This window comes from Dickeya sp. MK7, assembly GCF_000406305.1.
GTDB lineage: Bacteria > Pseudomonadota > Gammaproteobacteria > Enterobacterales > Enterobacteriaceae > Dickeya > Dickeya fangzhongdai.
On record NZ_CM001984.1, the window covers coordinates 3,767,831 to 3,791,306 of the forward strand.

Below are 23,476 nucleotides of genomic sequence, written 5' to 3' on the forward strand. Positions count from 1 at the left end.
ATGGCAAAGATGACCGAATCCGATATTGAAGTAATGGCGATTGAGCACCTGCAAGGCCTGGGCTATGAGTATGTTTACGGCCCGGACATTGAACCCAGTGGAATCAATCCATTACGTAGCTATCAGCAGGTTATCATTGAAGATAAAGTGCGTACTGCCCTGCAACGCCTGAATCCTCATCTTAGTGAACAGAAGTGTGAGGAAGCCCTGAAACAGGTGATGCAGATCAGCACACCTGACCTGATGGCAAACAATCTGGCCTTTCATCGCCTGTTGACCGAAGGAATCAATATCGAAGTCAGCAAAGACGGGAATACTCAGGGGGAACTGGCCTGCCTTATCGACTTTAACGATCCCACGAATAATGAATTTCTGGTCATTAATCAGCTCACCATCAAAGAAGACAACCACACCCGTAGACCGGATCTTATTTTGTTCATCAACGGTCTGCCATTAGTCGTTATCGAACTTAAAAATGCCGCTGACGAAAATGCTACGGTTGCAGGTGCTTATAACCAGATTAAAACCTATCAGAACCAAATTGCCAGCCTGTTTACCTACAATGCCTTTAATGTGATTTCTGACGGGCTGGAAGCCAAAGCGGGAACAGTTTCTGCTGATTTCAGCCGTTATATGACGTGGAAAACCGCTAACGGTAAAACGCAAGCCACCAGTACCCAGCCACAGCTTGAAGTTTTATTACAGGGGTTGCTTAATCCTGTAACGTTGCTTGATATGATCCGCCACTTTATCGTGTTTGAGGCCAGCAAACATGAAGACAGCAAAGGGATTATCAGTATCCGTACTGTTAAAAAAATGGCGGCTTATCACCAGTACTACGCGGTAAATGCAGCAGTACTTTCCACTATTCGCGCCTCGGCAGTGAATGCTGACTCCCCCTCTGCCGAAGTGGCACTGCGCCAACAGGGACGAAACAGTAAAGACCTTGTTAATGCGCAAAAAACCGGAGATCGCAAAGCGGGCGTAGTCTGGCATACCCAAGGTTCAGGGAAATCGCTGTCGATGGTGTTTTATACCGGGAAGATTGTACTGGCGCTGGATAATCCGACTGTTGTTGTGATCACTGACCGTAACGACCTGGATGATCAGCTATTCGGTACATTCTCTTCCGCAGCACAGTTACTTCGTCAGACACCGAAACAGGCTGACAACCGGGAAGAACTCAAAGAATATTTGCGCGTAGCCTCTGGTGGTGTGGTGTTTACTACCATTCAAAAATTCCAGCCTGATGATGGTAGCAATATCTATGAGTTGCTATCAGACAGAACCAATATTGTCGTTATCGCTGATGAAGCCCACCGATCTCAGTACGGTTTCAGCGCCAAAGAAGTTGACGTGAAAGACAGTGAAGGCAACGTAACAGGAAAACGTACTGTTTATGGCTTTGCCAAATATATGCGTGATGCCTTACCCAACGCGACCTATCTGGGCTTTACCGGAACGCCCATAGAAAAAACGGACGTTAACACACCTGCTGTTTTCGGTAACTATGTTGATATCTACGATATCTCGCAGGCTGTTGAAGACGGTGCCACCGTGCGTATCTTCTATGAAAGCCGTCTGGCGAAAATTGCCATCAGTGAAGAAGGCCGACAGCTTATCGAAGAGTTTGACGATGAGTTTAACGAGGACGAACTGACGCTTACCCAGAAAGAACGTTCTAAATGGGCCAGAATCGAAGGGTTGATTGGCAGTTCAAAACGCATTAAAGCCATTGCAGCGGATATGGTTCAGCACTTTGAGCAGCGCTTAAAATCCAATGCCGATCATGGCAAGGGAATGATAGTAACCATGTCCCGCCGTATTGCCGCTGAATTGTATAAAGAAATCGTCACGCTTAAACCAGAGTGGCACAGCGATGATTTAAATGACGGCGTAATAAAAGTCGTCATGACGTCTTCTGCTGCTGACGGGCCAGAAATCGCTAAACACCATACCACCAAAAAAGAACGACAGGTTCTGGCTAACCGAATGAAAGACGATGACGACAAGCTGAAACTCGTGATAGTCCGTGATATGTGGCTTACCGGCTTTGACGCTCCCAGCATGCATACCCTCTATATTGACAAACCGATGAAAGGCCACAACCTGATGCAGGCCATTGCCCGTGTCAACCGTGTGTATAAGGATAAAATCGGCGGTCTGGTGGTTGACTATCTGGGCATTGCCTCTGATTTAAAAGAAGCCCTCTCGTTCTACTCTGACGCAGGTGGACGCGGTGATCCTGCTGAGGTTCAGGAAGAAGCCGTTACGCTCATGCAGGAAAAGCTGGAAATCCTGGAAGGCATGATGCATGGCTACGATTACAAAGTCTACTTTACTGCAACCACTTCACAGCGCCTGACGATTATCCTTGAATCAGAAAACCATATTTTAGGGCTGGATAAAGGCAAAGGGAAAATGCGTTTCCTTGCTGCCGTTGCTGCTATGTCCCAGGCATTTGCTCTGGCAACACCACATGATAAAGCTATGGAAGCGGCACCCGAAGTCGCGTTCTTCCAGGCAGTGAAGGCTCGCCTGAATAAATTTACTGAAAACCCAGACGGCTCAGAAGAAGAACACAATGACAGTCTTGAAGTGCGGGTAAAACAGACTATCGATCAGGCACTGGTCACGGATAAAGTCGTGGATATCTTTGACGCAGCGGGAATACAGAAGCCGGATATCTCTGTGCTATCTGATGAGTTTCTCCAGGAAATGAAGGATTATCAGCACAGAAATATTGCTCTGGAAACGCTTAAAAAGTTGCTTGCTGATGAGATCAAGGTTCGCTCGAACCAGAGTATCACACAAGGGAAAAAACTGATTGATATGCTGACCTCAGCAATCAATGGCTACCAGAACAAGGTACTGACCGCTGCGGAAGTGATCGATGAACTGATCAAACTAGCCAAGACTATCCAGGAATCTGACAGCCTCGCCAGCCAGTTAAATCTCAGTACCTACGAATACGCTTTCTATTCTGCTGTTGCCGATAACGACAGTGCTCGTGAACTGATGCAAAAGGAAAAACTACGAGAACTGGCAGTCGTTCTGACGGAAGCTATCCGCAACAATGTCAGTCTGGACTGGACAGTGAAAGAAGCGGCAAGGGCAAAAATTCGCGTGGTGGTAAAACGTCTGCTCAAAAAATATGGTTATCCGCCTGATATGTCTTTGCTTGCTACTGAAACAGTTTTGAAGCAGGCTGAGTTGTTGGCAGGAGAACTTTCTTAAACTGTATTATCTACCAATGATTAAAGTATGAGGAATTCAATGTCCTCAAATAAAAAATGAAGAACCCGAGAGGATAAAATGGCTTTTGACCTGACCAATACACTTGTAATAGGAATAAGCTCAACCGCTCTGTTTGACATGTCAGAATCTGATAATCTTTTTAAAAAGTTTTCTGCTGAAAACCCAGAGAAGGCGATTGAGCAATATAGAAACTATATGTAGTTGCATGAAGAGGATGAATTAAACCCTGGAACCGGATATCCATTAGTTACATCCTTGCTGGGCTTGAATAAATATAAAAAATCTGATGAAAAAACAGCATTGGTTGAAGTTGTAATAATGTCAAGAAATAGCCCCGATACTGGATTAATGGTTTTAAATAACATAAGGAAAAAAGAGATTGACATTACTCGCTCAGTCTTTTGTGGAGGGGAAAGTGTTGTAGATTATCTTGATGCATTTGATGTGGATTTATTTCTTACAACCGATATTAATGATGCGCAAAGAGTTATTGATTCCAAGACTTGTGCGGTTGCGATACTGAAAGACCCACCAAAAGAGTCATCAAAATATCCAGACAATCAAGTCAGAATCGCATTTGATGGAGATGCTGTATTATTCGATGAGGAAAGTGAAATCGTCTATAAAACAATGGGGCTAAAAAAATTTCATGCACAAGAAAATGAAAAACAAAATGAACCATTGGCAGAAGGACCATATGCAACCTTATTAAAGAAAATTGCAAAATTACAGGCGCGTTTGCCAGCAAAAGTAGACTATTCACCAGTCCGTATAGCGCTCGTTACAGCCAGAGATAGCCCAGCGGATCTTCGTGTAATAAAAACATTAAGAGCATGGGGTGTAAATATTGATGAAGCATTTTTTCTTGGTGGTGTTGAAAAAACAAAAATATTAAAATCGTTCAATCCTCAGATATTTTTCGATGATCAAGAAATACATTTAGACCCCGCATCAATAATAGTACCTTCTGGACGGGTACCTTATGCTTCAAAATCTCTTTTATATAAAGAAATAATATCAATATTACCAAATAATTTTTAGTGGAAATTATTTTACTCAGGTTATTAAAAGTTAACCTGAGTATTTATCTACCTTACGATACCATCTTTCATTTTAATCACCTTCAATGCCATGTTGCCATTGTTATGCGTGTTAAACGTCCTGTCGCCAATATCATAAACAACGCCTGTAATCGTGATTTTTTGCCCTTTCCTGATTTTCAGAATATCGTCATCCTGACCTGGATAGTAAGACAACAGCACAGCCCCACCACAATATTTCGTATCAGACGTCTGGAAAATAATAGCGTAGGTTTTGTGGTCTCGTTGCGCACCCAAGTACTTCATTGTGTCGTAGGCTTCCTGAGCTTCCAGAACCGTGGCATTGCTTATACTAACTTTCTTTCCAACCCAGGTCTTTTTCCCTGCCATCGCATTCGCTTCGTAATCACGACAAATAACGCCTAAACCACTGATGGTGTTCACTGGAAGGTTATCCGCCAAGGATGTACTGCTTTTATTACCAGAGGTGCTCAAAGCGCTGTTCAAAGAAGATAAGGAAGAGTTGATCGACTCTCCTACTTTCCCGGTTGCTTCATTTAACTGCTGACAACCAGTTAATGCCAGAAGAGCGGGAATGAAAAACGCTGCGATTGTTTTTTTCATTTTAGTAAGCCTTATTTGTTATAAAAAACTCACCATCCCGATATTATCGTTCCGGAATAGTGAGTCATTGGTTTTCCCTGATACTGGCAAAGTTAACGAGCTGTGGGTCTAATCCAGGAGATCTTGTCTTTATTCTTTAATTTCAGAAACAGAATGGGGCCGAGCATCATTGCCAACAAGACAATAACCATGAGTGGTGTCGAATGAGTAACAAAAGCAACGAAGAAGGCTGTGGGGATACCCAGTATCGTCCCTGTTATCGCTAAAAACTTTATCGTTTGCTGGCTGACGTAGCCTTTTACTTCTTCCGCGCCACAGCCACGACAAACAGAAGCGCCCTGCTGGACTTCTGTTCTGCAAAACGGGCATTCAGACATGATTTTCACCTTAAAGATATGACGTAACCAATTGATATAATTGATCTACAACTGGAAGAGTGTCATATCGTTTGTAACGATCAAAAATCGACTTGCGATAGACATAGGCTATCATAAACTATATATTGATCGTTTATATCAATTGAGATACCGATCAATTGAAGTGTGTTTGATAGTCAAAAACTATCATTATTACGTTATCGATCGATTTTATGAATTTAACATCAAGCTGATTCATAACATTTTTTTGTGCACGTCACTCAGGTAAACTGATTTTCTGTTTGAAATCTGCTGATAAGGAGATGGATATGAGCAAAGCAAGCATAAAAGCCTTGTCAGTCGTTGCACCTGCTGGTCTGCTTATTGCCACCGGCAAGAAAACGATTGAAGTACGCAGGTGGCTACCTGACCTTTCACCAGAAGAAGACCTTCTCATTGTTGAGAATCTCAATTATCTGACGAAGGACGGTGATGAGGAGCCTGGCATAGCAGTCGCTGTTGTTAACATTTCTTCTGTTCGTCCATTCACTCCTGACGACATTCCTGCGGCTTGTGCATCAAGCTTCGAAGAAGGGTGGTTCGCATGGGAGATCAGTAACATCAGGCAAGTAGGCCCAGCTATAAACGCCAGAGCCGCCAGAAAAATCTATACCGTTGAATGGGATTGAGGGGCTTGCCGACTTTCACCCCATTTTCATTTATGGCATTCAGGGAGATTTCCCGGTTTGCCACTACGAAGAAAATCACTGACTTCTTTTTCCGTTAAATGCTCTTCTGTTTTCTATTGCACAGAAGGGATAACATTAAGCTAGCAGTTTTCTATTTCTATGGCGTGTTTTTTCGTCTTTTTAACATTAGATTTTGATTCTGTCAAAATATAAGATTTAACAAAAGACAAACGATCACCATTAAAAATATAATCAGGATTAATAAAATATGAATTCTGTACTGTCGTTTCAGCAATAAAACCTTTGTTAGCCAGTTCTTTCATTCCTCGATAGTATGTTGACTCCGAGATCTTCACTATTTCTTGATCTATAAGCTCATACGCAAGAAAAACTCTGTCCGTGTCCTTAAAATCCTGTACTGTTCTGTATAGAATTTCAAAAACCTTTGTTCCCGCACCAGTGAGTTCCGTTAACGCTTTTACTCCATTTATATAGAGTTTTAAAAACTGTGTTTTATCAACCTCCTGCCACTGAAAAAAACCAGCACCTGCTAACTGTTCTCCTGTATCTTCATTAATAACCAACAAACGATCGCTTCCTGTTGTAATCCTGCGAGATCCACTTTTTGTATTATTACTTGTTGTTTGCAAGAAAGGATTCTTTTTATATCGTGGTAACCCTCGCCTTGATTTTCTTAAACACAATGTCTCGTTACCTTTGACAATATTGTTATCACAATCTTCCATATTTATCTCCTTTATTATTTTTATTTGATTGATAAGTTACGTGTTAACATCAGAATAAAATATGTCAAGTGTCAAAATCAAATTTATTTTTGCCATTTCCAGTTTTATTTGTCGATACTTAAAGTTCCAATGCGAATAGTATTCTTGACAGTTTATTTTTTGACTATCAGAAAACAGTAAAATAATGACAGCTTACATTACCGATCCTGACAGTTCAATATGCAGGATCTGACAGTAACGATCCTTATTTGAAGCGGTCTGAGAGCAGTTTTCTTCTTCATTATTCATATAGAGTGAAGCAAGAGATGATCTGCATTGTTTCTACAAGATAAAAAACATCTAACGATTTTATTTTGTTTTAAGTAACCCTACACGGCTGTTGTGCCGTGTCATTGGGGTTCATATTTCTTGCTTCTTCTTTCTTTTATAATAAGAACAAAATCCCTAGCCTCTGCTTCTTTGCCTTTGAGGGGCAACCAGCAGGCCAGGGACTGATGGTTTGTTATTTAATTAGTTTTTCTATGCAGCACATTCGCTTGCTCATATACTGCTTTAAAATCAAAACCCTTTGATAAAGGAAGCTGTCTTGTTTTTGCTTCCTGCTGTCAGCAAAACCGCTATGCGCTCACGCGCACTAACGACTTAAATAACATAGATTTTCTGTTGAAACCATTTTCTTCATCGCGTGAAGACTTTTCTTCATTTCTGAATATAAAAATGAAGTAAATCACTTCATCAGGTGATGAAAAAATGTTTTAAACCTTAAATCAAAAGGGCGAGAGCCAGGGTTTTAGCGATTGAGCGCATTAGCTCAATCAAGACAAGCTATTTATCCAAGGTTTTTAAATTTTGCGTAATGCGAGCAAGCGAGCATGTAGCTATGAAAAACGTTACTACTTTACTATTAGTCCATACAGGCATTGCTGGTTGCCCCGAAAGGCAAAGAAGCAAATGCACTGTTATTGTCTTCTGCTACTGTATAAAAGAAGATCTTCAACCACCATGAACCCCACAGGCACAACCTCATGTTGTGCAGGGGTTTAATAACACAATTAAGAACAACGTTTTCCATCGTTATGAAAACTGGAGGAACGTCCAGTTTAAGTAAACATTTTCCAGTCGAAACCCATTGGGGCGATATTAAGATCGCACAGTGTTCCTGTTGTCCTCTTAGATCTTATATTTCTTATACTTCTTAATAGAAAAATAACCATATAAAACAATGCATTAAAAATGCCACTTTCTTCATGTTTGTTGATTTTCCTTCGGGTTTGTAGATCTTTCTTCGGGTTTGTTCTTTTTCTCTTCGGGTTTGTTGTATTTTACTTCGATATTTAAAATAAAAATGAAGCAAACACTTCAAAATATATTTGACATTGTGAAAATCATAGTTATATATGTCTATTATAATAATAAAAAATGAACCATAATGAATAATAACACTTATGACAAGAATCCATTTTTTTTGCAAAACGGCATTGAGATCCTGACGAAAGATAGAAGAAGAACAGTGGCTCGTGGAGAAAAATTTGAATCACCAGAGGGAGAACGATACGAAAGTGTCATTCACTCTGTACAGGAAGTTGATAAAGAGAAGTTCGTTAAGCTTTTCATTTCCAAAATCCGTGTTCTCTTTGATCTGTCTCTGACAGGTAATAAGCTATTTTACATATTTCTCTTTTCCATTTCTGACGCGATTGGTAAAGACCAAGTTTATATGAATTTTGAAACAGCAAAAGATATAGCAAGTCAGTGTGATTTCAACTTATCTAATCCTGTTTTCTATCGTGGAATAAAAGAGCTTATTGACAAGCAGATCATAGCACCAAGTAAATCAAAGTACATTTACTATATCAATCCCGCAGTGGTGTTTAATGGCGACAGAGCCATATTTATCGAAGAAATAAAAATAAAAAATGGAGATAAAAATGCTAAAAAATGAAATAAACGAAATACTAAATATTCATAACGATGAATACGGTATAGCCAACGTCATAACAGAATCACTGATTCGTTATTACTCTGTTAATGGCATCAGCCATAACCAGTTCCAGGATAATTATTTGAACTACCTGAAAAGGATTTTCTTCGGGCGTCGGTTCCATTTTTTGGATAAAGAAAAAATACTATCTTTTAAAGATCAGATCCTTAGCGCTGTCTTACCAATTGTGCGAGACGATCTTATGGAGAAAGTCCAGTCAGAGGAGCTTTTTCAGTCCAGTCAGTGGCAACCAGAAACGTTGGAAAAGGTTCTGATTGAACTTTTTGATAACAGGCGGATTCTAAACATAGTAACCCACTAACAAACTACTAAGCGGTTATACTACACTCCTGACTATTGTTAAAGTTGACTGACCGCTTTCAGAAGCGGACGTTCAAGTTAAATAACAGCTTTTTTAAATTATAATTTCTGACATATCCTCAATTATAGGGAGCCTATTAAACTCTGCAATCAGCTTGCCATTAATTACATGATAATGGGTTGCGTTTGGCAATATATATATTGGGAAAGGATGTAATGCATTAGGGTTGTGATAAACGATTAAACCTTCATCCCAAGTTTCTGTATATCTTCTGGTAGGGACTATTTTTGTTATGCTTTCAATTTTCCAGGTATGAATATTTGGTGACTTTACCGTGCGCTTGATTTTGTATTTATTGCTATTAAATCCATCTTTCAGCCCCATCCGGTTAAACTTGTCAATATCATTCGATGGAGAAAAAAATATTGCACTAATATTTTCAGCACCTTCAAACTCAAAAAATCCTGATGGGACTTCTTTTGTACCCCAGATATGGCAACCAATATTTTCACGCTCTTCTACACCTTTGGATGTTACTTTTTGTTGAAATCCATAAAGGTATAAAGGCAAAGCATCATGACTAACATTACCAGCGCCTTTGAATTGACAATCAGCTATAGCGATTACAAATGGCTTTCCTGAAACATGTTCTTGCTCCCAATATTTCTTTTTTAGTTTTGCAAGCAAAGGTCCAGAATATCGAGTTGGAAAATAATTGACCAAAAGATTATTATATTCATCTATATTTTCTCTGTTTACTTCTGGCATTGGGATTGGTTGACCTGTACGATCCACCGGTTTATTAACAGTAGTGGCCTCGATTGAGAATGGTATTTTGTTGAATCCATTAACATAAGACAAATTAAAATCTGGAGCATTGAATGAAGTATCAAACACACAGTCATTTTCAGTAAATATACAGTAAAGAAGTATTTCCCAGATTCTTTGGTTAAATCCGCTTGTTTGAAATTGCTCTACAAAATTACCATCTATATCAGTGTACCATCTCATCAGTGGTTCTATAATATTTTTGGCTGCTGAATATTCCGGTGAGTTCTTTACTAACATGAAGTCGGGGTTGATGTTTTTTTTATCAATATCAATGAAAAAATCCATTGTTTCAGCACTTTCATCACCTTGTACCCCTTGTTCATCAGCCGATGGATGTAGTTCACGCATTTTATTTAATAAACTTCTCTTTGTTTTAGCTCGGTTGTCGTCAAATTCAGTCATGTCAATAAAACGATATTTTTTATTTAAATCTCGAGCAAATATAATCCCAACATAATCGTCATCAATTGTATCTAACAACAACATACCTAATATTTTTCCGTCGAAGGTTTCGAACCATTCTAACTCATTAGAATGAGATTTAACTTGTGGGTTTCTAGCATAAGTAGCTAGTGCATTGAATCTTGAATATCTTATCGGATTGATAACTATTGACACCATGTAAAACCTCGGAGATACAAAAAATCAGCAAATTATAATTATTAGTAAATTTAGCATAAAAATTATTAATTTTATTGTTTAACATCAGATAAAAATGCTCTTTGGTTATCAGGAGGGCGCACACGCAGTTAAATTTAAGAACATGTCGGCTTCTGGCACACAACAAATCTTCCTCAGATACGCCCCCGCGCCACCGTAATCAAGCAACAAATCCGCTCCCTTTCCATCTGAAAAATCATTTTCTTGATTTTCACCTATTGTGCAGCTTCTTCCCCGTTCTCCGCGTAGAACTCAGAACGCCGTTCAGCCACAGCCACTACCAGTAGCACTTCTTGATATGAAAAACGATGAGAAAGCCCATCTCTGGCCGTTCCACATTATTGCCTAGCCCACGGCATATCCCACACGATCTTTACTTTAACCTCTACTGCATTAACATGCGATTCCTTGATAGCATATTTATTTAAATAATCCTGTAAAGCTATCTTGTCAGACGCTTTTTTCTGTTTGTTTGTCCGTTTCCAGATCCCTGTATCCGTAATCCATTTATCCAACCCCCGTCTCACTGCACGTCTTAGTTCCTCTTCATAAAATTCATCTAAAACATTTACTTCAATTTTAAAATACAAGCTTCTTATATAAAATGTTTTCATCTTTATCTCTCCCATTGTTTATTTCAGGCAAACGCCAGCCATATGGCGTTTACTCACCATTTTTAAAATATGCTGTTATATTATTAACGTTCTGAAATGATTTTATTTTTTCTATACGCCAGATAACTTTTCAGTGATTCCTGACCAAAGCGATCAAGATCACGATAGATTATAATTATATTGTAAAACTTGCTCTTTTTATCGTCGAAATCGGCAATCCAGTGCGGTGTGTATAAATACTCTGCCAATATATCCAAATAACCCCAGTCCAGTTTGTCCATTTCTCTTGTTGCCTTTTTAATTAATGTACTCATAGATACCTCTTTTATTCTTATGTTAATTTAAATTATGCTGCTTTATTGCGTGAAGAATTGATCAGGTTTTCAATCCAGTCATTTACTTCTCTCTCGATGAAGGCAATGGTCTTTTCACTTATTTTTACTGGTGCAGGAAACTTATTTTTATTTACCAGACGATAAATGCTTGATCGGCTTATACCTGTTCTTTTTATTACTTCTGACAAGCGAATAAAACTTTCATATTTTTGGTTCATATTTTTCTCCTTTGTTGTTTTGATGTGAAGAATGATATTGCGAATAGCCATGCTAAAAAATGGACCAAAAAAAAGGAGGGCGTCTGAAACGCTCTCCTTCAAGTTTTACCAGGAAATATTTTTTATCCCTTATCCCTTGACTTTCTCTTTTCTTCTCTTTCTTCCTGTTCCTGATTGAGCTTATCCACGATAGCGGATACTTTCATATCCATCATGTATCTGTTTTTATACAAAAAAGCCATAAACTGATTATCAAAATGGTATGTTTTGGCTTTAAAGGCCATCGGTTTATCCGTTTCCTTGATCTGGGAGTCACCACGAACCGCATCGATCCCTACCCGGTATATGAGCGCCGATAGCTCGGCATCACTCAATTTTATCTCGTTACGCCTCGACCAGTACAGCAAATCAAGTAAGGGGATTATGCGAAAATCCACCAGCTTCTTAATCATCACCTCACCAAAATTAAGCGCCAGCTTTCCGTCGATTAGCTTCACCCCGGTTGCTTTACGCCACTTTGGTAACAGGTAACGCATGGATTCAAGGATTTCATCATCCGTTGAACCCCGCAGGTTGATATGCAATATCATTCGTCCTTTCTGTGATTCGTGCAGTTTTCCCCAGAACCACGAGGCCGGATAGCGGTTGTAGGATGAATCAGATTCAGGACGCCCGAACTCATCCAAAGGAACGATTTTGCTTCTGCGTATCACATCCCTGAGCTGGTAAAGCCACCCGACAGGGAAAAGTCTGACATGTTGATCGCTTTCAAGGTTATGTTCGCCAACAGAGGGTTTATTTTCACCTAGCGAAGCGGTAAGGACAGGACGACCAGAGAAAATCAATTCTTCCTCTTCCTTGTTGATCGTCTCACGTTGCCTCTCGATAGCCGTTTCCAGAGAGTAAAACATGTTCTGCCTGTACCTGAACTCCTGACGTAGTTCTTCCACGGTAAGATCCAGCAAGGCGTCATAGTTATCTGGGTTGAACCACTTTCGCAACGCCAGCATTTTTTCTGTTTTTGTCATTATGTTGCCCGGTTTTTATGTCGTTACACCACTATATGCAACAACCGGATTTCAGCCAACGGTCAAAGGCTAATGCTTTCATATGGGGGATGATGGTTAGGAGCTATACCGTGCTAAATAAGTACGCCAGTAAGTACGCGAGAGGAAAAACGGGAGGATTTTATGAAAGAGGATTTCGTAACTCATTGATTTAATGGTGCCGATAATAGGAGTCGAACCTACGACCTTCGCATTACGAATGCGCTGCTCTACCAACTGAGCTATATCGGCGAGGGAATCATCCTGCGAACGCATGACGATGAACTACGGGGTGACAAACTAGTAAAATCGTTCTGGCAAGTCAAGACTTCAAGGTACCGTCTGACGATTTTCTAAACGACTGGCCCGACAGGTGTGAAAACACGGCCGCCGGGCCTTGATGTGGATCAAGCGCGAACCAAATCGTCGCCGTAACCGATCCATTTGTACGTGGTCAGCGCTTCCAACCCCATCGGGCCACGCGCGTGCAGTTTCTGGGTGCTGACCGCCACTTCCGCGCCCAGCCCGAACTGACCGCCATCGGTAAAACGGGTGGTGGCGTTGACGTACACCGCCGAGGAATCGACCTCGCGCACGAACTGTTCGGCACGGCTCAGAGAACGGGTCAGGATAGCGTCGGAGTGTTGGGTGCCGTGCTCACGGATGTGATCGATGGCGTCGTCAATGTCTGCGACCAGTTTCACGTTCAGATCCAGCGACAGCCACTCGTCGTCATAATTCGCGGCTGCTACCGCAGTGACGTCCGCCGGGCCGCTAGTCAGCAACGGCAACGATGCGGGGCAGGCATGCAAACTGACGCCCACCTGTTTCATCCGCTCGCTCAACGCCGGCAGGAAAGCGTCGGCAATGCCCTGGTGCACCAGCAGCGTTTCCACCGTGTTGCAGGTGCTGGGACGCTGGGTTTTCGCGTTAACAATCACCTTCAGCGCCGGTTCGAACTCCATCGACTCGTCGACATAGATATGGCACACGCCAATGCCGCCGGTGATCACCGGAATGGTGGACTGCTCGCGGCACAGCTTATGCAAGCCGGCGCCGCCGCGAGGGATCAGCATGTCGACGTAGCGATCAAGTTTCAGCAGTTGGTTGACCAGCTCACGATCCGGGCTTTCAATCGCCTGAATCGCGGCGGCGGGTAAGCCGCATTCGGTGAGCGCCTGCTGAATCACTTTTACCGTGGCGGCGTTGGTGCGATAGGTCTCTTTGCCGCCGCGCAGAATCACCGCGTTGCCGGTTTTCAGGCACAGGCTGGCGACATCCACCGTGACATTCGGACGGGCTTCATAGATTACGCCGACCACGCCCAGCGGCACGCGGCGTCGTTCCAGTTTTAAACCGTTATCCAGAATGCGACCGTCGATGATTTCGCCTACCGGGTCGTTCAGACGGCAAACCTGACGCACATCATCGGCAATCGCCTTCAGGCGCGCCGGGGTCAGTTGCAGACGGTCCAGCAACGCTTCGCTCATGCCGTTTGCTCTGGCTTGCGCCAGATCCTGCTCGTTAGCGGCCAGAATGACGTCATGCTGCGCTTCCAGCAGATCCGCTATCGTCATCAGCGCCCGATTTTTCTGGCTGGTGCTGAGCGCCGCCAGCTGATAAGAGGCTTTTTTGGCCGCTTTACCCATTTGCTCAAGCATCGCCTGCTCCTTAAATAATGATCATGTCGTCGCGGTGGACGGCCACCGGGCCGTATTCGTAACCCAGAATCTCCGCAATCTGCTGAGAGTGATGCCCGGCGATCATACGCAGCGCGTCGCTGTTATAACGGGTGACGGCATGTGCCAGGTCACGCCCGTTCAGGCTGCGGATGCGAATCACCTCGCCGCGGGAGAAATTGCCCGCCACGTCGCGGATGCCTTTCGGCAGCAACGAACTGCCGCGTTCCAGCATGGCGGACAGCGCGCCGTCGTCAACGGTGATTTCACCGGCGGGCGGCGCGCCAAAAATCCAGCGTTTACGGCTTTCCAGCGGGGTTTCCAGCGCGTGAAAACGGGTACCGACCGATACATCGTTAATCACATCGGCAATCACGCCGACCCGGTTGCCGGCGGCGATGATCACATCGATGCCGGAACGACAGGCGACATCCGCCGCCTGCAGTTTGGTGGACATCCCGCCCGTACCGAGGCCGGACACGCTGCCGCCGGCAATCTGGCGCAGTTCGTCGGTCACGCCCTGCACTTCACGAATCAGCTCCGCATCGGGATTGGAACGCGGGTCGGCGGTGAACAACCCGGCCTGATCGGTCAGCAGCAGCAGTTTGTCGGCATCCGCCAGCATAGCGGCCAGCGCCGACAGGTTATCGTTGTCGCCGACTTTGATTTCAGCGGTGGCAACCGCATCATTCTCGTTAATAACCGGTACGATATGGTTGTCGAGCAAGGCGCGCATGGTATCGCGGGCGTTGAGGAAGCGTTCGCGATCTTCCAGATCGGCACGGGTCAGCAGCATCTGACCGACGTGAATGCCGTAGATGGAAAACAGCTGTTCCCACAGTTGAATCAACCGGCTCTGCCCTACGGCGGCCAGCAACTGCTTGGTGGCGATGGTCGGTGGCAGTTCCGGGTACCCCAGATGCTCGCGGCCGGCGGCAATCGCCCCGGAAGTCACAATCACGATGCGATGCCCTGCGGCATGCTGCTGGGCGCACTGGCGCACCAGTTCGACAATATGGGCACGGTTGAGACGGCGCGAACCGCCGGTCAGCACGCTGGTGCCCAGTTTTACAACCAAGGTCTGGCTGCCACTCATAATTTTTCTGCCGTTGCGTTGAACAATAAATAATTAAGGATGAAAAAAACGTTGTAACAGGAGAGACGCGCTATGCCAACCGGCACAACGCGAAAACCCTAGGCTCCGGCGCGATGCCGGACAGCATCACGGTCGTGCGGAGAGGGAAAAAGGTGGGTCGAGTTGTTCTACCAGCGCCTGCAGGCGGGTGTGGAAATCTTCACGGGTAGCCAGCACTTTCTCATGTACCTCAGTATCTTTGATGTTTTCTTCGCGCCAGTTGCCAGCCTTGTCAAACAGACCGATGCGGTAGGCATAGAACAGGGTTTGCTCCTGCCACTCCAGATTAAGCCACCAGCCCCAAAACTCTCGCTTTTCCGGCGCAGGTTTTACATTGACACAAACCGCCAGGCAATCAAAGAAAAAACGGTTTTCTTCGCACTGACCTTCACGCAAATAAGGCCCCAACGAAGCAAAGCGCTTCATAAGCCTGCTTTTCACTGCCATGACACCCTCCTTAAATCAGAAGACTTCCAAGCATTCACAGCGATCGAAGATGGGTCAACCCTGCCGGACTTCCAACATGGGTTCAAGTTTTTTCGCATCCGACGTTTCAGGGCGCGAGCCGTGTCACACCAATGTGCATCATATTGATAAGCAACACTACTGATTCACCGTCGCGTCTTCATCAAAGTAGCGTAAAACGCGTTCAAAATCATGACGACGCTGACGCTGTTTATCCTGATACATCGCCTTGTCAGCCAGTTCGATCAGCATTTCCGGCGTCATCGACGGCAACGCCTGCGCCACGCCGATGCTGAGCGACATCACGACTTCCTGCCCATCCGGCAGAATAACCGGCTCAAGCATGACCTGCCGGATCGCCTCCACCCGTTGCTGCGCATCCTGCATGTCGTGTACTCCCACCAGAATCAACGCGAACTCGTCGCCCGCCAACCTGGCCGGTAAATCCTGGTTGCACGCGCAGTGCGTCAGCCGGTTGGCTACCGCCAGCAGCACCTGATCGCCCGCGCCATGACCGTAAGTGTCATTGATTTTCTTGAAACGGTAGCCATCCATAAACAGCAGCGCAGTGTTGGTTTGGTATTGCGGATCCTGCAGCACGCCGGCAAGCGCGCTGAGAAAAGCGGTGCGATTCGCCAGCCCGGTCAGCGAGTCGTGCAGTGAATGTCTGAGCAGCGAATCGTTCTCGTGCTGCATCTGGCGCTGCCAGCATTCAACTTCATCCAGCAAGCTGTTGAGGTCACGCCCAAAACCATCCAGCTCGGCGAGTTTGACCGTCGGCACCCGGCGGGAAAAATGGCGATTTTCGCGGATATCATGCACCACTTCGGCAATATGATGCAGCGACAGGATCAACCCGCGGTGCAGGCGGCGGGAAATCACGATGGCGAGCAGCGACGCCAGCAACATGCATAAGGTCAGCGAACCCAACGAGAAGAACACGAAATTTCTGGCGGGCGTGTCCGCGCCGCTGATTTCCAGATACCCGATCCGCTGGCCGCGGTGGGTGATGGGCTGTATCACGCTACCGGGAAACAACCACTTTGACGTCAGATGACTGAGCCAATCCGGCGTTGCTGCTTCTCCTGCGCTCCATTGCGCCAGCGGCTTGCCTTTGGCATCCGTCAGCAGCGCGCTGCTGAACTGTCCCTGCCGCCCCAAACTGCTCAAGGTTTCGTTTGCCGCCGTCACATCGCGAAACACCACCGCCGCTTCGACGTTGCGACTCAGGGTATAACCCAGCAGTTGCAGGTTTTTCTCAGCATATTGCTTGAAACAGAACATGGAGGCGACGGTAATCAACAGCCATGAAAACACCATGGCGATCACCACCCCCAGCGTATTGATGCGGGTCAGCGCCTGCCTGAAGGTTTTCTGTCGATAAGCGTGCGGTACAGGTATCGCCATCGGTTCAGTTCCGGACCCGGGCCAGCATTAACACGTCCGGATTCACCCTGACCCCAGTACGGGACAGCGCCTCCATGTTGATGGAGAACCCGACGCTCTTCCCGGCGAACACCAGGCAGAACGCGCTGCCTTCATGGCAGTCGGGCGACTGCTCGGCAATGGTCATCAGCGGATGGCCGACGGCGTAACTGGCGATATCCACCTGCTCAGAGACCGTTTCTTCACCGAAGTACACCGCGTCACAATCGGAAGCAAACAGCTCCTGAGTGTCTTTGACGGTCACCGTGTTAAAGAGCCGCTTTTCCTGTGCCTCCGCCGGCATGGTCAACCCCGACAAAAAATGCGCGGAAGAGAACACGCACAGCGTGGGAAGCCCGTTCAGACGCGGCCAGTGGGAATAACTGATGATACCGGATACCGTGCGGCGCACATCGACATCCGAAACCTGCGTCAGGTCATCATGCGGCGCCTGCGCCCTTAACGAGGGGCAAATCAGCATGGATGCCAGTACCATCACGGCAAATAATGTCGCTTTTCCTACCATGTCAGTTCTGGTCGTCCGTTGAAACGAAGTTGCCATACAGTAGCTGACACCGCGGCGGCGAACCAGACGCCACGGCATAATTTTTTCACACGATGCAAAGGCTACCGCAACTGGCGACGTAACCAGTCTGTCATCTGTTGCAGCGCCAGATGAAACGTCTGGTACACCGGCGAAAAATTCAGCGATAGTAATTTACCCTGCAGCGACGAATTGACGATCAGCATCGACTCCTCTTTAGGGCTGATCAGGTCGTCTTTCCAGTAGCCGGAGAACATCGGCGTCGGGCAACGTCGCCCCAGCAATCCCTGTGTTTTCAGGGAATAGCGCCCTACTTCCACCAGCAACGCGGCGTCCGAGGAATAGGTCATGCCGAGGCGGCTCGCCAGCACATCCATAAACATGTCCGGCACCTGCTGCTGGCGCCGGGCGTCCGAGAGCAGATGATGGACGATCGGCCCCAGACAGGCGACCGCCCGCAACCGGTTTGCCTCCAGATAAGCCAGCCGCACCGCGATATTGGCGCCGAAACGGAAACCGAAAGCGCCGACGCGGGTGTGATCAACCCACGGCACATCCGGTAAAGCCCGCAGCACCTGCTGATGCAGAAAGCTGGAATCCTGATCCAGTTTCCAGCGCGAAGACAATCCCACCGACGGCATATCCACCGTCAGCATCGCGAACCCCGCCGGGGCCAGATAGTCCTGAAACAAGCGATGATAATCGCATTGCAGCGTATCCAGACTGCCGCACATCAATACGGTCGGGAACGGCGCCTGCCCCTGAGCCGGCAGATGCAGAAACGCCGTCACCTGTCCCCCGCCTTCCACCGGCAGGGTCAGGGTTTTCAGTTCGTAAGACAAGTGACTGGCGGCTTCTTCATAAGCGCGATTGGCCAGTGCCTGAGCCTGTTCCGCCAGTTCGTCGCCTTTGAGATGAGGATAGGCGGCGATACTGTACAGGTTAGCGGCGTTCAGCCAGCACTGCCCGGCCTGCTCGCCTTGCGGATACTGCCCAGCCTGCTGTTGCCAGCGCATGCCTTGCGATACCCATTCGTATATCCAGTTGCCGCCCCGGTAGCCAATGACCGTATCCAGTAATTGATCGTCGCTGCGTTCCGCTTCGCTGGCGGCAATCCGCGCCAATACTTCTTCAATCTCCCACGGATGCACGCCGCGCCAAATCCATAACAACCGGTTGATCATCCGATACCAGTTGCGGGTGTTTTCCCCCTCCAGCGCCGACTGCATGGCAGCCACGCCGGCCGCATTGCGCGAACGTTGGATCAGCGTAGAAGTTTCCTGATGTTTTACCGACGGTTTAAACAACGTTTCGGACAGGTTGGCCTTAATCACAGCAGCCTCCGTGGACGAATCAAAACAAGAAAGATAATGGTATGAGGGAAAAGTGTACCGAACCGCAGCGGTGAAAAACAAATACGGCGCGCCAATCCCGGTCACAGAAACAAACACGCCCGGCATAACCGGGCGCGTAAAAAGCGATGTGGCGGGATTAACGGCCGGCCAGAGGCGGTACAAACACCACGCCCATGTCCCACGGCTGTTCAATCCAGGTATCCTGCGGGATATCCACTTCGTAGTCATCTACCAGCGGTTTGCCGGCCGGTTTGGCGAAGATGGTGATAAAGTGAGCTTTCGGATACATGTCGCGGATAGCTTTGGCGGTGCCGCCGGTATCTACCAGGTCATCGATCACGATGTAGCCTTCGCCATCGCCTTCAGCCCGTTTCAGCACTTTCAGCTCGCGCTGGTTGTCATGATCGTAGCTGGAGATGCACACGGTATCCACATTGCGGATACCCAGCTCGCGGGCCAGCAGGGCCCCCGGCACCAGACCACCACGGCTCACGGCAATAATGCCTTTCCACTGTTCGGCCGGCAGCAAACGCTGAGCCAGTTTACGGGCGTGGATTTGCAACATATCCCAGGTGACGATGTACTTTTCACTCATAAAACATATCCCAGCCAACGGTGAAGTCGGCTTAATCAGAGTCGGAAGGGGAAAATAAGGTTGCGCGAGATTATAGATAGCTGATCGGACAAAAACCAGTATTTATACAATATGTGCGCCATACGCTAATCAAATGGTAACGCTGCGTAATCAATCAAGCCGCTATAATGTAAAAAAGTTATTAGACTAGATGTTGCCGATACGTTAAAAACAGATTGAATAACCACAGCCAGGAGAACACTCATGACTATTTTCGACAGCTTCCTCCTTGCACAACTGGACGTGTTCATCCCCGTATCCGGCCTCGCGTTGATGATACTGTTTTGTTTTGAGCTGAGCATCAGCTTGCGTCTGTTAATGCGGCGCCAGCCCGCCCTGATCCCCGTCGAGATTCGCCGGGACGAGCAGCCCTCCAGCGCACGCCGTCGCAACGACTACGATTAAGGCCGAATGATGGGAAGAGCGCGCGTTCTCTTCCCCGTCTTCCCTCTCCCTGATCCTTTACGTTCGTTCATCGTTTATCCTCTCTTACTATTCATAATCCTTATGCCGCGGACATTCTCCCCGATCGTGGGAAAGTGTTATTCTGTCTTAGCGTGCCTGCGTTTTCAGGCGATCAATAACGGTTTTTCGGCATCGCACGCCATCCGTCGCGTGGATGCTTAACTGGAGAGGTTAAATAGTGTCAGCCTTGTCTCAACTCTCCCCACAGCCGCTGTGGGACATTTTTGCCAAAATCTGTTCTATTCCGCACCCGTCCTATCATGAAGAAGCGCTGGCCGCTTACATTCTGTCCTGGGCGCAGGAGCGAGGCCTTCATACGGAGCGCGATCAGGTGGGCAATATTCTGCTGCGCAAACCGGCGACGCCCGGCATGGAAAACCGCAAACCGGTGGTGATTCAGGCGCATCTGGACATGGTGCCGCAAAAAAACAACGACACAGTACACGACTTCACCACAGACCCAATCCAACCTTACATCGATGGCGAATGGATCAAGGCCCGCGGCACTACGCTGGGCGCTGACAACGGCATCGGCATGGCCTCGGCGCTGGCAGTGCTGTCTGACGACAGCGTGGAGCACGGGCCGCTGGAAGTGCTGCTGACCATGACGGAAGAAGCCGGCATGGACGGCGCATTCGGCTTGCAACCCAACTGGCTGCGGGGCGACATTCTGATCAATACCGATTCCGAAGAGGAAGGCGAAATTTACATGGGTTGCGCCGGCGGTATTGATTTCCTGACCCGTCTGCCGCTGCAACGCGAAGCGGTTCCGGCCGGTTATCAGACGCTGAGACTGGTCATCAAAGGGCTGAAAGGCGGCCACTCCGGCTGCGACATCCACCTGGGGCTGGGCAACGTCAACAAACTGCTGGCGCGCTTTCTGGCCCAGCATGCCGCAGAACTGGACCTGCGGGTCATCGACCTGCACGGCGGCACGCTGCGCAACGCCATTCCGCGCGAAGGCGCCGTCACTCTGGCGGTATCAGCCGACAAAGCGGACGCGCTGAAAGCCGCGGCGCAAACCTACCTGGCCGTGCTGAAGCACGAACTCGCGGCGGTTGAAAAGAACATCACCCTGCTGCTGGAAGCCACAGACGGCACGGCGGCAGCGCTGACCACCGCCAGCCGAGATCGTTTCATCGCCCTGCTGAACAGCACGCCGAACGGCGTGATCCGCATGAGCGACGACGTGAAAGGCGTGGTGGAAACGTCGCTGAACGTCGGCGTGGTCGGCATGACCGACACGCAGGCGGAAATTCACTGCCTGATTCGTTCGCTGGTCGACAGCGGCAAAGACTACGTAGTGAGCGTGCTCACTTCACTGGGTCAACTGGCGGGCGCCGACACCCAGGCCAAAGGCGGTTACCCCGGCTGGCAGCCGGATGCCCAGTCGCCGGTGATGCATCTGGTGCGTGAAACCTACCAGAAGCTGTTCGACAAAACGCCTAACATCATGGTGATCCACGCCGGGCTGGAGTGTGGTCTGTTCAAGAAACCGTATCCAGACATGGATATGGTTTCCATTGGGCCGACCATCACCGGTCCGCACTCGCCGGATGAACAGGTTCACATCGCCAGCGTCGGCCAGTACTGGAAACTGCTGACCGCACTGCTGAAAGCCATTCCGGAACGCGCGTAACCCGCGCCGGTGATGCCCGATCCGTCGGGCATCACCGCCAAATACCGATGCCCTCGCCGCAGGGCGTCAATCCCACTGGAATACCAGTTGCCGTTCAAGTTGCGGGTCGATCAACGAAACATGCAACCCCACTAGCCGCACGCCCCGCGCTTCACGCCGCTGTTCCCAACTCTCCCGCGCCAGCCTTAGCAAATCCGGTTTATTCAGCACCGGCCAGACATGTTCCTGCGTCGTCTGGCGAAAATCGTCGAATTTCAGCTTTACCCCTTGTCGGGCAATATGCAGGTCCGGGCGAACACGCCGCAGGCGTAGTTCCAGCTCGTCATACAATCGCTCAATCAACGCTTCGCAGGCGGTCCAGTCGTGAATATCCTGCGCCAGCGTTTTCTCAACGCCGACCGACTTACGCAGACGATCCGGCGACACCTGACGCTCGTCAATACCGTGGCAGCGTTCCCACAGCACCCGACCGAATTTACCGAATTCCCGCAGCAGTTCGGTCAGCGCATAGCGGCGAACATCGGCGCAGGTGAGCAGCCCGCACTCCGCCAGCCGTTTGGCGGTCACTTTGCCGACGCCGGGGATTTTTTCCAGCGGCAGCGCCAGCAGGAATGCCTCCATTTGCGCCGGTGAAATCACATACTGCCCGTTGGGTTTGTTCTGTTCGGAGGCGACTTTGGCGAGAAACTTGATTGGCGCGACGCCGGCCGAAGCGGTCAGGTGCAGTTCGTCGGAAATCGTCTGACGGATTTCCTGCGCCATCAGGGTGGCGGAACCGCCGCAATGCAGGCTGTCGGTCACATCGAGATAAGCTTCATCCAGCGAAAGCGGCTCAATCAGCGAGGTGTAACGGGAAAAGATCTCCCGAATCTGGTAGGAGGCGGCTTTGTAAACTTCCATTCGACCGGGCAATAGCGTCAGATGAGGGCAAAGCCGCAACGCGGTGGCGGTCGCCATAGCGCTGCGTACGCCATAACGGCGGGCCGGGTAGTTGGCGGTGCAGATCACGCCGCGCCGATCGGCGCTGCCGCCGATCGCCAGCGGAATATCACGCAGGCGCGGATTATCCCGCATCTCTATCGCGGCGTAAAAGCAATCCATATCGACATGAATGATCTTGCGCATCGCCCCTCCAAATCACTGTATAAATATACAGATCAATATTACAACAGGCAACACCTTCGCTTAAAAGGTTCCACTGCATCAGATGAGCGGCGGGCGCTATTGGCCGGAATAGTCCGATTTTTTATTCTTTTTTCCTTCCTGAATAAAACGGATACGGTGATAATGTGGTTGCGCGACTTGACATCAGGCTATCCCTCGCTATGGGGCATAGCCTAATGGCAGGACAAAGCCTGACAGATAAGAGATGCGGGGCGGCACCGCCACACACCGTATCAGATATACCCAAGATT

General features: G+C 47.8%; 22 protein-coding genes, 1 tRNA gene and 1 pseudogene. 7 read left to right on the forward strand and 17 right to left on the reverse strand.

Features of this window, described 5'->3' with window-relative positions; translation table 11 throughout:
• Both DXXMK7_RS16310 and DXXMK7_RS22075 read left to right on the forward strand, forming a co-directional pair.
• Entirely contained in the window at window positions 1-3,237 is a 3,237-nt protein-coding gene (locus DXXMK7_RS16310) for a type I restriction endonuclease subunit R (RefSeq protein WP_038919987.1), read from the forward strand.
• A 78-nt stretch (window positions 3,238-3,315) separates the two neighbouring features.
• A pseudogene (locus tag DXXMK7_RS22075) lies at window positions 3,316-4,299 on the forward strand (5'-nucleotidase).
• Between the two features lie 47 nt (window positions 4,300-4,346).
• Here the strand turns inward: DXXMK7_RS22075 and DXXMK7_RS16315 are convergent.
• Together DXXMK7_RS16315 and DXXMK7_RS16320 are read right to left on the reverse strand one after the other, a co-directional pair.
• Window positions 4,347-4,922, reverse strand: a complete 576-nt coding sequence (locus DXXMK7_RS16315) for a hypothetical protein (RefSeq protein ID WP_038919988.1) — start codon at window positions 4,920-4,922, stop codon at window positions 4,347-4,349.
• Between the two features lie 92 nt (window positions 4,923-5,014).
• The gene (locus DXXMK7_RS16320) at window positions 5,015-5,299 is read right to left on the reverse strand and encodes a hypothetical protein (protein WP_038919989.1); all 285 of its coding nucleotides are present in this window, start codon (window positions 5,297-5,299) and stop codon (window positions 5,015-5,017) included.
• 308 nt (window positions 5,300-5,607) lie between these two features.
• Between DXXMK7_RS16320 and DXXMK7_RS16325 the strand changes: the two genes are divergently transcribed.
• Window positions 5,608-5,967 carry an ASCH domain-containing protein gene (locus DXXMK7_RS16325; RefSeq protein WP_038919990.1) on the forward strand — a complete coding sequence of 120 codons (360 nt, stop codon included), beginning with the start codon at window positions 5,608-5,610 and terminating at the stop codon, window positions 5,965-5,967.
• Between the two features lie 140 nt (window positions 5,968-6,107).
• Here the strand turns inward: DXXMK7_RS16325 and DXXMK7_RS16330 are convergent, their stop codons facing one another.
• Entirely contained in the window at window positions 6,108-6,713 is a 606-nt protein-coding gene (locus DXXMK7_RS16330; RefSeq protein WP_049842440.1) for a replication/maintenance protein RepL, read from the reverse strand.
• A gap of 1,429 nt (window positions 6,714-8,142) precedes the next feature.
• On the opposite strand from DXXMK7_RS16330, the gene DXXMK7_RS16335 reads away from it, so the two are divergent.
• Both DXXMK7_RS16335 and DXXMK7_RS16340 read left to right on the forward strand, forming a co-directional pair.
• Window positions 8,143-8,655: a replication/maintenance protein RepL gene (locus DXXMK7_RS16335; RefSeq protein WP_049842439.1), complete on the forward strand. Its 513-nt coding sequence runs from the start codon at window positions 8,143-8,145 to the stop codon at window positions 8,653-8,655.
• Window positions 8,642-9,016, forward strand: coding sequence for a hypothetical protein (locus tag DXXMK7_RS16340; RefSeq protein WP_038919991.1), 375 nt, complete (start codon window positions 8,642-8,644; stop codon window positions 9,014-9,016). Before DXXMK7_RS16335 ends, DXXMK7_RS16340 begins: the two co-directional genes overlap by 14 nt.
• A 93-nt stretch (window positions 9,017-9,109) precedes the next feature.
• Here the strand turns inward: DXXMK7_RS16340 and DXXMK7_RS16345 are convergent, their stop codons facing one another.
• The 13 genes from DXXMK7_RS16345 to gpt all read right to left on the reverse strand — a co-directional run bounded on the left by DXXMK7_RS16345 (window position 9,110) and on the right by gpt (window position 19,918).
• Window positions 9,110-10,468 carry a hypothetical protein gene (locus tag DXXMK7_RS16345; protein ID WP_038919993.1) on the reverse strand — a complete coding sequence of 453 codons (1,359 nt, stop codon included), beginning with the start codon at window positions 10,466-10,468 and terminating at the stop codon, window positions 9,110-9,112.
• A 377-nt stretch (window positions 10,469-10,845) separates the two neighbouring features.
• Window positions 10,846-11,121: a hypothetical protein gene (locus DXXMK7_RS16350; RefSeq protein ID WP_127353488.1), complete on the reverse strand. Its 276-nt coding sequence runs from the start codon at window positions 11,119-11,121 to the stop codon at window positions 10,846-10,848.
• 83 nt (window positions 11,122-11,204) lie between these two features.
• A complete protein-coding gene (locus DXXMK7_RS16355; protein WP_127353487.1) occupies window positions 11,205-11,435 on the reverse strand; it encodes a hypothetical protein in 231 nt (76 codons plus the stop codon).
• A gap of 32 nt (window positions 11,436-11,467) precedes the next feature.
• Window positions 11,468-11,674 (reverse strand): AlpA family transcriptional regulator, encoded by a 207-nt coding sequence (locus tag DXXMK7_RS22080; RefSeq protein ID WP_071605269.1) that lies wholly within the window; start codon window positions 11,672-11,674, stop codon window positions 11,468-11,470.
• A gap of 122 nt (window positions 11,675-11,796) precedes the next feature.
• Window positions 11,797-12,702, reverse strand: coding sequence for a DUF6387 family protein (locus tag DXXMK7_RS21435; protein WP_127353486.1), 906 nt, complete (start codon window positions 12,700-12,702; stop codon window positions 11,797-11,799).
• Between the two features lie 194 nt (window positions 12,703-12,896).
• Window positions 12,897-12,972 (reverse strand) — tRNA-Thr (locus tag DXXMK7_RS16365).
• Between the two features lie 155 nt (window positions 12,973-13,127).
• Window positions 13,128-14,381: a glutamate-5-semialdehyde dehydrogenase gene (gene proA / locus DXXMK7_RS16370; protein WP_038919996.1), complete on the reverse strand. Its 1,254-nt coding sequence runs from the start codon at window positions 14,379-14,381 to the stop codon at window positions 13,128-13,130.
• Window positions 14,382-14,391: 10 nt separating this feature from the next.
• Window positions 14,392-15,495 (reverse strand): glutamate 5-kinase, encoded by a 1,104-nt coding sequence (gene proB, locus DXXMK7_RS16375; protein WP_038919997.1) that lies wholly within the window; start codon window positions 15,493-15,495, stop codon window positions 14,392-14,394.
• Between the two features lie 126 nt (window positions 15,496-15,621).
• Window positions 15,622-15,981: a sigma factor-binding protein Crl gene (gene crl, locus DXXMK7_RS16380; RefSeq protein WP_038666354.1), complete on the reverse strand. Its 360-nt coding sequence runs from the start codon at window positions 15,979-15,981 to the stop codon at window positions 15,622-15,624.
• 156 nt (window positions 15,982-16,137) lie between these two features.
• A complete protein-coding gene (locus DXXMK7_RS16385) occupies window positions 16,138-17,406 on the reverse strand; it encodes a diguanylate cyclase domain-containing protein (RefSeq protein ID WP_038919999.1) in 1,269 nt (422 codons plus the stop codon).
• A 4-nt stretch (window positions 17,407-17,410) separates the two neighbouring features.
• Window positions 17,411-17,950 (reverse strand): YfiR family protein, encoded by a 540-nt coding sequence (locus DXXMK7_RS16390; protein WP_038920001.1) that lies wholly within the window; start codon window positions 17,948-17,950, stop codon window positions 17,411-17,413.
• A 101-nt stretch (window positions 17,951-18,051) separates the two neighbouring features.
• Window positions 18,052-19,302 carry an esterase FrsA gene (gene frsA / locus DXXMK7_RS16395; protein ID WP_038920002.1) on the reverse strand — a complete coding sequence of 417 codons (1,251 nt, stop codon included), beginning with the start codon at window positions 19,300-19,302 and terminating at the stop codon, window positions 18,052-18,054.
• A gap of 157 nt (window positions 19,303-19,459) precedes the next feature.
• On the reverse strand, window positions 19,460-19,918 hold the full coding sequence (gene gpt, locus DXXMK7_RS16400) for a xanthine phosphoribosyltransferase (protein ID WP_038920003.1): 459 nt from the start codon (window positions 19,916-19,918) through the stop codon (window positions 19,460-19,462).
• Between the two features lie 243 nt (window positions 19,919-20,161).
• Between gpt and DXXMK7_RS16405 the strand changes: the two genes are divergently transcribed.
• Window positions 20,162-20,362 carry a hypothetical protein gene (locus DXXMK7_RS16405; protein WP_038920004.1) on the forward strand — a complete coding sequence of 67 codons (201 nt, stop codon included), beginning with the start codon at window positions 20,162-20,164 and terminating at the stop codon, window positions 20,360-20,362.
• Window positions 20,363-20,600: 238 nt separating this feature from the next.
• On the forward strand, window positions 20,601-22,061 hold the full coding sequence (gene pepD / locus DXXMK7_RS16410; RefSeq protein ID WP_038920005.1) for a beta-Ala-His dipeptidase: 1,461 nt from the start codon (window positions 20,601-20,603) through the stop codon (window positions 22,059-22,061).
• Window positions 22,062-22,127: 66 nt separating this feature from the next.
• Here the strand turns inward: pepD and dinB are convergent, their stop codons facing one another.
• Window positions 22,128-23,186: a DNA polymerase IV gene (gene dinB / locus DXXMK7_RS16415; RefSeq protein WP_038920006.1), complete on the reverse strand. Its 1,059-nt coding sequence runs from the start codon at window positions 23,184-23,186 to the stop codon at window positions 22,128-22,130.
• Window positions 23,187-23,476 lie beyond the last annotated feature (290 nt).

Coding starts and splice junctions, on each gene's coding strand:
- DXXMK7_RS16310 (WP_038919987.1), top strand. CDS start 1: ATGGCAAAGATGACCGAATCCGATATTGAAGTAATGGCGATTGAGCAC.
- crl (WP_038666354.1), bottom strand. CDS start 15,981: ATGGCAGTGAAAAGCAGGCTTATGAAGCGCTTTGCTTCGTTGGGGCCT.
- DXXMK7_RS21435 (WP_127353486.1), bottom strand. CDS start 12,702: ATGACAAAAACAGAAAAAATGCTGGCGTTGCGAAAGTGGTTCAACCCA.
- DXXMK7_RS16340 (WP_038919991.1), top strand. CDS start 8,642: ATGCTAAAAAATGAAATAAACGAAATACTAAATATTCATAACGATGAA.
- DXXMK7_RS16385 (WP_038919999.1), bottom strand. CDS start 17,406: ATGGCGATACCTGTACCGCACGCTTATCGACAGAAAACCTTCAGGCAG.
- proA (WP_038919996.1), bottom strand. CDS start 14,381: ATGCTTGAGCAAATGGGTAAAGCGGCCAAAAAAGCCTCTTATCAGCTG.
- DXXMK7_RS16350 (WP_127353488.1), bottom strand. CDS start 11,121: ATGAAAACATTTTATATAAGAAGCTTGTATTTTAAAATTGAAGTAAAT.
- DXXMK7_RS22080 (WP_071605269.1), bottom strand. CDS start 11,674: ATGAACCAAAAATATGAAAGTTTTATTCGCTTGTCAGAAGTAATAAAA.
- DXXMK7_RS16315 (WP_038919988.1), bottom strand. CDS start 4,922: ATGAAAAAAACAATCGCAGCGTTTTTCATTCCCGCTCTTCTGGCATTA.
- DXXMK7_RS16330 (WP_049842440.1), bottom strand. CDS start 6,713: ATGGAAGATTGTGATAACAATATTGTCAAAGGTAACGAGACATTGTGT.
- DXXMK7_RS16390 (WP_038920001.1), bottom strand. CDS start 17,950: ATGGTAGGAAAAGCGACATTATTTGCCGTGATGGTACTGGCATCCATG.
- DXXMK7_RS16345 (WP_038919993.1), bottom strand. CDS start 10,468: ATGGTGTCAATAGTTATCAATCCGATAAGATATTCAAGATTCAATGCA.
- proB (WP_038919997.1), bottom strand. CDS start 15,495: ATGAGTGGCAGCCAGACCTTGGTTGTAAAACTGGGCACCAGCGTGCTG.
- DXXMK7_RS16320 (WP_038919989.1), bottom strand. CDS start 5,299: ATGTCTGAATGCCCGTTTTGCAGAACAGAAGTCCAGCAGGGCGCTTCT.
- DXXMK7_RS16325 (WP_038919990.1), top strand. CDS start 5,608: ATGAGCAAAGCAAGCATAAAAGCCTTGTCAGTCGTTGCACCTGCTGGT.
- DXXMK7_RS16355 (WP_127353487.1), bottom strand. CDS start 11,435: ATGAGTACATTAATTAAAAAGGCAACAAGAGAAATGGACAAACTGGAC.
- DXXMK7_RS16335 (WP_049842439.1), top strand. CDS start 8,143: ATGAATAATAACACTTATGACAAGAATCCATTTTTTTTGCAAAACGGC.
- dinB (WP_038920006.1), bottom strand. CDS start 23,186: ATGCGCAAGATCATTCATGTCGATATGGATTGCTTTTACGCCGCGATA.
- gpt (WP_038920003.1), bottom strand. CDS start 19,918: ATGAGTGAAAAGTACATCGTCACCTGGGATATGTTGCAAATCCACGCC.
- DXXMK7_RS16405 (WP_038920004.1), top strand. CDS start 20,162: ATGACTATTTTCGACAGCTTCCTCCTTGCACAACTGGACGTGTTCATC.